5 protein-coding genes are annotated in these 8,223 nt (G+C 44.0%); 4 read left to right on the top strand and 1 reads right to left on the bottom strand.

Annotated elements, in window-relative coordinates:
- Positions 1 to 119: 119 nt before the first annotated feature.
- A complete protein-coding gene (ftsH3, locus tag PX636_RS16530; RefSeq protein ID WP_002763074.1) occupies positions 120 to 1,973 on the bottom strand; it encodes an ATP-dependent zinc metalloprotease FtsH3 in 1,854 nt (617 codons plus the stop codon).
- A gap of 272 nt (positions 1,974 to 2,245) precedes the next feature.
- On the opposite strand from ftsH3, the gene PX636_RS16525 reads away from it, so the two are divergent.
- The 4 genes from PX636_RS16525 to PX636_RS16510 all read left to right on the top strand — a co-directional run.
- Positions 2,246 to 3,493, top strand: coding sequence for a sigma-70 family RNA polymerase sigma factor (locus PX636_RS16525; RefSeq protein ID WP_288117882.1), 1,248 nt, complete (start codon positions 2,246 to 2,248; stop codon positions 3,491 to 3,493).
- Positions 3,494 to 3,495: 2 nt separating this feature from the next.
- Complete coding sequence (locus PX636_RS16520) at positions 3,496 to 4,623, top strand: DUF1822 family protein (protein WP_288117881.1); 1,128 nt, start codon at positions 3,496 to 3,498, stop codon at positions 4,621 to 4,623.
- Between the two features lie 15 nt (positions 4,624 to 4,638).
- Positions 4,639 to 7,101, top strand: coding sequence for a CHASE2 domain-containing protein (locus PX636_RS16515; protein ID WP_288117879.1), 2,463 nt, complete (start codon positions 4,639 to 4,641; stop codon positions 7,099 to 7,101).
- A 13-nt stretch (positions 7,102 to 7,114) separates the two neighbouring features.
- The coding region (locus PX636_RS16510) for a S1 family serine peptidase (protein WP_288117877.1) at positions 7,115 to 8,223 on the top strand (1,109 nt) is incomplete at its 3' end.

The following is an 8,223-nucleotide window of genomic DNA, read 5'->3' as shown; positions in this document are numbered from 1 at the left end:
CTCCGAGAAACCCGTTTTCTCTGTGTGGGATTGACAAAAATTGAGATGCACCCGATTAACAGCTATCAAAAAAAACAGCACCCTGATGGATGCTGTTTGTCAAGAAAATGTTACAAAACTTAAGCTAAAGCCGCCATTTTCACATCGTTATTAGCGAGGATATTTTGCAACTCCTCTGCGTCCACGGTTTCTTTTTCCACTAACATTTGCGCTAACTGGTCTAAGATGGCGCGGTTATTGACTAAAACCTCTTTAGCGCGACGATAGGCCTGTTCCACTAAGTTACGCACCTCCTCGTCAATAGCTGCCGCAGTTTCATCGGAGAAATCTCGATCGGAAGCGATATCACGACCTAGGAAAACATTACCATTTTGACGACCTAAAGCCACCGGACCTAGGCGATCGCTCATGCCGAAACGAGTGACCATTTGCCGCGCTACTCGTGCCACCTGTTGCAGGTCATTAGAAGCGCCTGTGGTCACTTCTTCCTCACCGAAGATAATTTCTTCAGCTAAACGACCCCCCAAAGCTACAGCCATCTGATTTTGCAGATAAGCGCGAGAATATAACCCGGATTCCATGCGATCCTCGCTGGGAGTGAACCAAGTTAAACCCCCAGCGCGACCGCGAGGAATAATACTAATTTTCTGGACAGGATCATAATCCGGCATTAAAGCACCCACCAAAGCATGACCAGCTTCATGGTAAGCAACTAAAGTTTTGCGTTTTTCACTCATGACGCGATTTTTCTTCTCAGGACCGGCCAGAACACGATCGATCGCATCGTTGATCTCATCCATAGAAATCTCGGTTAAATTGCGACGTGCCGCTAAAATTGCGGCTTCGTTGAGCAAATTAGCCAGATCCGCACCGGTAAAACCGGGGGTACGACGGGCGATTTTATCGAGATCCACGTCTTGGGCCAAAGTTTTGCCTCTGGAGTGGACATTAAGGATTTCCTTACGGCCAGCGTAATCGGGACGATCCACCACCACTTGGCGATCGAAACGACCCGGACGTAATAAAGCGGCATCCAGCACATCAGGACGGTTAGTGGCGGCGATAATGATAATACCTGTATTACCTTCAAAACCGTCCATTTCCGTTAATAATTGGTTGAGGGTTTGTTCCCGTTCATCGTTACCCCCCCCTAAACCGGCACCCCGTTGACGACCGACAGCATCAATCTCATCGATAAAGACGATACAAGGTGCATTCGCTTTCGCTTGTTCAAATAGGTCGCGGACGCGAGAAGCACCCACCCCGACGAACATTTCCACGAATTCCGAACCAGAAATGCTAAAAAACGGGACTCCTGCTTCTCCAGCTACTGCGCGAGCGAGCAGGGTTTTACCTGTCCCCGGAGGACCGACTAAAAGGACTCCTTTGGGGATTTTTGCCCCAATTGCCGTGAAGCGATCGGCATTTTTCAGGAAGTCCACCACTTCGTTTAATTCTAATTTTGCCCCTTCAATCCCGGCCACATCACCGAAAGTAACCTGGGTTTGGGGTTCCATCTGTACCCTTGCTTTCGATTTGCCGAAGTTCATCGCTTGGGAACCGGGACCACTTTGGGCGCGACGGAGCAAGAAAAATAGACCAACAAGAAGTAAAATCGGGAAAAAGAGGCTACTGAAGGCTCTTACCCATACTCCTTCTTCTCTTTGGGGCAGTACGGAAATATCAACGTTATTTTCTGCCAAGATGTTGATTAATTGCGGATCGTTGGGCAGGTTAACTAATACATTTGCTCCATCTTGGGTGGGTACGATCGCTCGTTGCCGGTCGGCACTTAAGCGCACGGTTTCTACTTTACCTTCCCGCACTTCCTGTAAAAATTCACTATACTTCCAAGTTTGTTGCACTGCTGGCTGGCGATCGAAGAAAGCTGAGGCCAAGGCAAGGACTACGATTAACAATAGGGCATATAGTCCCGCATTGCGCCATTTTTTGTTATTACCGTTTTTGTTCACGCTGTCGAACTCCTGATAAATTGGGGATGATCTTATCGGTTGTTAAGGGGTTGTTAACTTATGTTAACGTTTCTCAGGAACACTGGACAGGTTTTTTTTTAATATGCCTGTTCTGGTCCGCCATGGGGGTTAGCTGTTGGGGGTTGGGGAGTATGTCAATGTGACTCTCCTAGACCGAGTATGATCAATTTGTAACAAAATGCCAAAATACTGCATAAAATCTCGAAGTGGAACGATAGACAGTTTAGTTGACCTCCACGGGGAGTAGCTAGATGAAAAAACGAGAGACTTTGCTGGAGAAGTTTTGTTGCTTTTTAGTTTTGCAGCAAAATAGGACAGAATGGAATTGCGATCGGCGTTTGCGTCGTAACATGGAAAGCTATGGCCCAATCGATCCTAATGTCGAGTCCGAGGAGTATTGGTCCCTATTCTTTCACCAACAGTATCAGAATCACGGTTCCAAAAATCATCTTTTTCGTGGGCATTTATACGCTTATTTGCAGGAACCTTGCTACTGGGCTGCTGCCGAAATCTATCAAAAATATCAAGCTAAACTGGATTATCAGATCGAAGACTACTTTAACGAAGGAATTCTTGGTTTTGAGGCTATCTTAGCTGACTTTAAGCCTTTATTCTCTACTCGCTTCGATAATTTTGCCAATCAGAGGATTAAATATCGCTTAATCGATCGCATCCGTCAGATTAGTCAAGCATTCGGCCATAATACTTGGAGCCTACTACTTAATTCTACCGGAGCGCGTCTCAGCCAAGCTCTCCTAGCGAGGGGATTAGTGGGAGAAACTCTCGAAAATTACCTTTTAGCTTGGGATTACTATAAAGAAATTTATGCCCAGGCAAAAATCAAAACCGATGGTAAAATTCAGGAACCTAGTCCAGAAATCTGGCAAAAAATCGCCGCTGCTTATAACTCGGATAGCCACTCTACCATCAAAATCAATTCTGCGACAATTACCCGATGGTTAGAGGATGCGGGACAAGCTATTTTTGATTATTTATTTCCCCAAGGAAAAACAATTTCTCTACAGCAACCTTTCGGGGATGGGGAAAGTAGCACGAGGGAAGAAATGATCGAAGATACTCTCCATGATACCCCTTGGCAGCAATTAGAAGCGGCGGAAAATTTTCGCGAGTCGCAACAAAACCACCAAAAAATTCTAGCTTGGTTACGCGCAGAAATTCAACAGATTTGTCAGCAGCCGCAACAGGCAAAACTGCATCCGCAAATTCAGTTAATTCTAGAGATGACTTATGGTTCAGGGTTGGGACAAGTGGCAATTGCCGCTAAGATTACAGAAATTACCACGGTGGTTATCAAACAATATCAGGTTTCTAGGGAACTGGATAAAGTTTATCGTCACCTCGCTAAAAAGTTTTTACCCTGGGCCAGCGAAAACCTGCATATTCCTTTCCAGTCTCACGATAGAGAAGTTATTAGTAAGGCAATAGAACCATGGCTAACATACTACTATCAAACCAGCGCAACAACTCAGGAGGATTAATTATGGTTAATGATTGGTTAGAACTAACTCCTGATAGCATTTGGCTAGAAATACCCGCAGATATTCAAGAGATAAGTTGGGCAAAGAGTGCCAGTTTTACTGATGCCAGTATTCGTCAGAGATTTTATATTAATTATCTCTGTCAACAAGTTATTTTTAACTATCTACAGTCAGGGATGCCTGGGGTTAGCTTAGTAGAAAATCAAGAGGATTTCTGGCAACTAGGAGTTAATGGTTTTACCGTTAAATTAGACGAAAAGTCAGTAATAGTTATTGCCAGCGAAACTCTGGATCTAGAAGCGATCGAAATTCCTCAAGAATGGGTAGATATTCCTCAATTAATTGGTGATTATTATCTAGCTGTACAGGTAAACACTGCCGAAAGTCATCTGAGAATTTGGGGTTATACTACCCATAAAGATATTAAGGAAAAAGGACAATATATTAAGCGTAATCTTAACTACTCTCTACCGAGAAATCAACTGCAATCAGGATCAGATTCTTTGGATTTATGGGGAGAGTGTCAATTACAAGCAGTGAGGATTGAACCGGAAAAGATGGAAGAAAAACTATCTTTAGATAGATTGACAACCTTACTAGACATCTTAGCTAATCCTCAGTTAATCTTTCCCAGAAAAGCCGTTACTTTTCAAGAATGGGCAGCAGTTATCGTCAATAGTAACTGGAGAAAAATTTTAATTACCCGCCGGCAAAAATCCCCCGTCAAGTTAACCAATTGGTTTGCCCATAATTTCCCCATTGATTGGCAAAGTATCCTCAATTTTAGCTCACTGTCACTGGTTCCAGCTTTCAAAAATACAGAAATTAAACGCATCAAAGATTTAGGAGTAGAATTACTGGGAAATCCCCTCGCTTTGATGATTACTATCGCTAAAACTGAAGAAGTATTTAGCCTGCAAGCGACTGTTTACCCCACCGGAGAAACAAGCACTTTACCCCCCCATTTAAAATTAACTATTCTCACCGAAACTGGTCAGGTTTTTCGAGAAGTAATTGCCACAGATAACGATGAATTTATTCGTTATCGATTTGATGCTGAATTGGGGGATAAATTCTTCATTGAAGTGGCTTTAGAATCGGCAAGAGTCACCGAATATTTACAAGTATAAGCGAGGAAAAACTTAATGATTAAACTCTTAACTCTCGAACTAGATGGCACATTTGATCGGGGATTTAAAGTAAAATTAGAAATTCGTCCCGATCTTAATTCTCGTCCCCAAACTGTGATCAAAGCAAGGCTACCAGCTAATTTAGAGTTATTAACTCTTTACCGTCAATGGCAACGTCACTATAGTGAATTAGAGGGATTTTTTAAAGTCTTAAAAGATAGCAATCCCCAACAAATTACCAATAGTTCTCAGCAGAGTTTAGTTTTTAAAAACTGCCAAGAAAAAGCCAAATTATTTGAGGATAACTTAAACAAATGGTTGAATAATAGCCAAGAATTTGAACCGATCAAAACCGCAATTCTGCGCTCTGGCAATAACTTTCGTATCTGGTTACAAACCGATAATATTTGGCTGCAAAGATTCCCCTGGGAAAAATGGGAAATCCTCCAAAATACTGGCGCAGATATAGCCATTATTGTCTCAGAATACGATACCTTAACTAGACAATTAAGAAATCATGAAAAAATTCGGATTTTAGCCATTTTAGGCTATGCCACCGACTTAAGATTTCTCGAAGAAGATCGCAAAACTTTAGACGATATTGCGGGAAAAGCAGGAGCAGAAATTATCTGGGAAAAAGCCCCTCACCCGCAAAAATTAAATCAGTTATTGCGTCAAGAAACTTGGAATATCCTCTTTTTTAGTGGTCATAGTGCCAGTACAGAAGATGGCCAAGATTGCGAAATTCAACTAACAGAAACTCATAAATTAAAGATAGCTGATTTTAGCTTTTCTCTGGGAGAAGCTACTAAAAACGGGTTAAAGTTAGCGATATTTAACTCCTGTGATGGTATCGGTTTGGCACAACAACTATCACGGGAAAAAGGGATGGCATTACCCCATCTAATCTTTATGCGCGAGAAATTACCCGATCCTGTTTCTCCCAAATTTCTGCAATACTTTTTAACCGCTTTTACCAATAATAAATCTCTCTATAGCGCCGTACATGAAGCCCAAAAAAATCTGCACGATGACTGGGAAAAAGACTATCCCTGTGCCAGTTGGCTGCCCGTAGTTTGCCCCAATCCCACCGAAGAACCCCCCACTTGGCATAGTTTCAGTAACTCCCCTCAAAAACAACAAAATTGGCGACGATTTGCTCTAACTTTCGGTTTAGGTTTAGCCGTAACGATGACAGTCTTGGCAATAAGAGAAACAGGAATTTTAGAACCCTTAGAATTAAATATTTATGATCGCCTGATGCAACTAAAACCCAAAGATAAACCCGATGAAAGATTATTAATTATTACCATTGATCGCCAAGATTGGGCCTATCAAGATCGCATGGGTATGAAAAGACCAACAATACCAGGAAGCGATCAAAAACGTTCCCTCGCAGGAGAAGCATTATCGCAGCTTTTAAATAAATTACTGCCCTACGAACCGCAAATTATCGCCTTAGATATCCTCCGTCCCATCGCTGCCAGTCAAGATTATCCACCCCTAGCCAAACAATTACAAAATACTCCTAATTTTATCTCGATTTGTAAGTTTAATAATTACCCGCAACCGGACGGATTTCCCCCACCCCCGGAACTGCCAAAAAATCAGAGTGGTTTTAGTAACATAGTCCCAGACGAAACCATTGCCGGAGTTCCCCGAATTCGTCGTTTTTTATATCAGGCAAAACTCGATCGCACCTCTCCCTGTCTTCCCCCGGATTCTTTGGCCAAAGTTGACTCAATGTCCTGTAATTTTAAAGATTATGCTCCTAGTTTTAGTCTCCTAATTGCCAAACGATATCTAGAATCCCAGAATCAAGATTTTGACTGCAATAAACTGGAGCGGGGAATTCTAGAAATTAATATCGGGGATACTCATCTCGGTGACTGGCTACAATCCAACCGCGGCCCCTACAGAACCAGTCAATCCGATACCCGATCCGGCCGTCAAGTTATGCTCGCTTACCGTCGAATCGCCGATAATGGCATCGATGCAATCATCAAAATTGCCCCGAAAAAATCTCTCCGACAGGTTTTAGATCCGCGTTTTAATTCCGAATCAGTCCGGGAAAAAATTGTCCTGATTGGAGTAACAGAACCCGGGATCGATGATTTTTTAACCCCCTTTAGTCGCAACCCATCGGAAGCAATTCCGGGGGTTTATTTGCACGCGCACGCGGTCAGTCAAATTCTCGATACAATGGAAGGAAAACGTACCTCGATCGCTTTCTGGAATCCCCTACAGGAGGCTTTCTGGGTGTTGGGTTGGTCCCTGGTGGGGGGATTATTAACGTGGCGTTTTCTTCGGGTAAAAACGGTACTTTTGACAGTGGCGATCGCTGTGATTTCCCTTACTGGTATCGGTTGGCTTCTCTTTAGTTATTTCGGTCTCTGGGTTCCGATTATCCCCCCAGCGATCGCACTTCTCACCACCTCCGGTATCTTCTTTTTTCTTCGTTCTTACTACTTAAAATAGCAAGGTAACAGCCATGATCAAACCTTCGATCGCCCTCATCCTTCTTTTCTCCCTACTGCCTCAACCCGGGTTAACCCTTGTCACCCCGGCTGCCGGAAATATTTCTAATCATCCCATTCTGACGGCACAGGGCGATCGGGAGCTTACCGAGGAGCAATTCCTACAACGAGTCACCGTTAAGATTACTAGCGAGACAAATCGGGGATCAGGGACGATTATCGCTAAAAAAGGCGATAATTACCTTATCCTAACCAACGCCCACGTTACCCGCAACACGAAAACCCTACAGGTACAAACTTACGACGGCCACAGCCGTGCGGCCCGCATTGTCCCCAATTCCCTATCGGAAAATCAAGATCTCGCTCTGCTGGAGTTTAGCGATACCAGGAATTATGCGATCGCCACCATCGCGCAGTTTACCCCCAATCAAGACGAGATCGGTTTAGAAGTGGTGGCCGCGGGATATGTTGCCGAAACGGGACAGTATCGGACGACAAAGGGAACCCTCGAACAGGTGAGCGATCGACCCCTCCGGGAAGGCTACAGCGTCGGTTATAGTGGCGATATCGTGCAGGGAATGAGTGGCGGCGGCATTTTTGTCGATGGGGAGTTAATCGGCATTAACGGGCGATCGGCCCATCCGATTCTCTCTAACTACATCTACGAGGACGGTACAAAACCCACAGACGCAGAAATCCAACAGATGAGAGCGGTTAATTGGGGCATTTCCCTTCATACCCTATTAACCTACATCCGGCCCGAAATCCTCAGCGCCTATAACCTACCCCTACCGCAGGTGAACCCCGATATAGAAACCACCGCCCCTACTGACTATATCGCCGAATTAGAAACAAAAGCCAAGGGTTTCACCGTGCGGATTGATAGTAGCAGTACAGCCAATGGAAGTGGCGTAATTATCGCTAAAAAAGGGAATATTTACACGGTTTTAACCGCAGACCATGTATTATGTGAGAAGGAAGAAAGTCAAGATGCTGCAAGTAAACCTTGTCCCGATAACACCTACACCGTCGTCACCAGCGACGGCAAAACTCGAAACATCGAGAAAAGCACCATCATCCGGCAGGAAGGGGTAGATTTAGCAGTTTTTCAGTTTGAAAGCCT

The organism is Microcystis sp. M53598_WE2 (assembly GCF_030067735.1).
Taxonomy (GTDB): Bacteria; Cyanobacteriota; Cyanobacteriia; order Cyanobacteriales; family Microcystaceae; genus Microcystis; species Microcystis aeruginosa.
Note: the sequence above shows the minus strand (reverse complement) of the source record. Positions and strands in the feature narration are given on the sequence as shown.

Bases quoted from the DNA above. Each gene is read 5' to 3' on its own strand.
- PX636_RS16515 (WP_288117879.1), top strand. From the start codon at position 4,639: ATGATTAAACTCTTAACTCTCGAACTAGATGGCACATTTGATCGGGGA.
- PX636_RS16520 (WP_288117881.1), top strand. From the start codon at position 3,496: ATGGTTAATGATTGGTTAGAACTAACTCCTGATAGCATTTGGCTAGAA.
- PX636_RS16525 (WP_288117882.1), top strand. From the start codon at position 2,246: ATGAAAAAACGAGAGACTTTGCTGGAGAAGTTTTGTTGCTTTTTAGTT.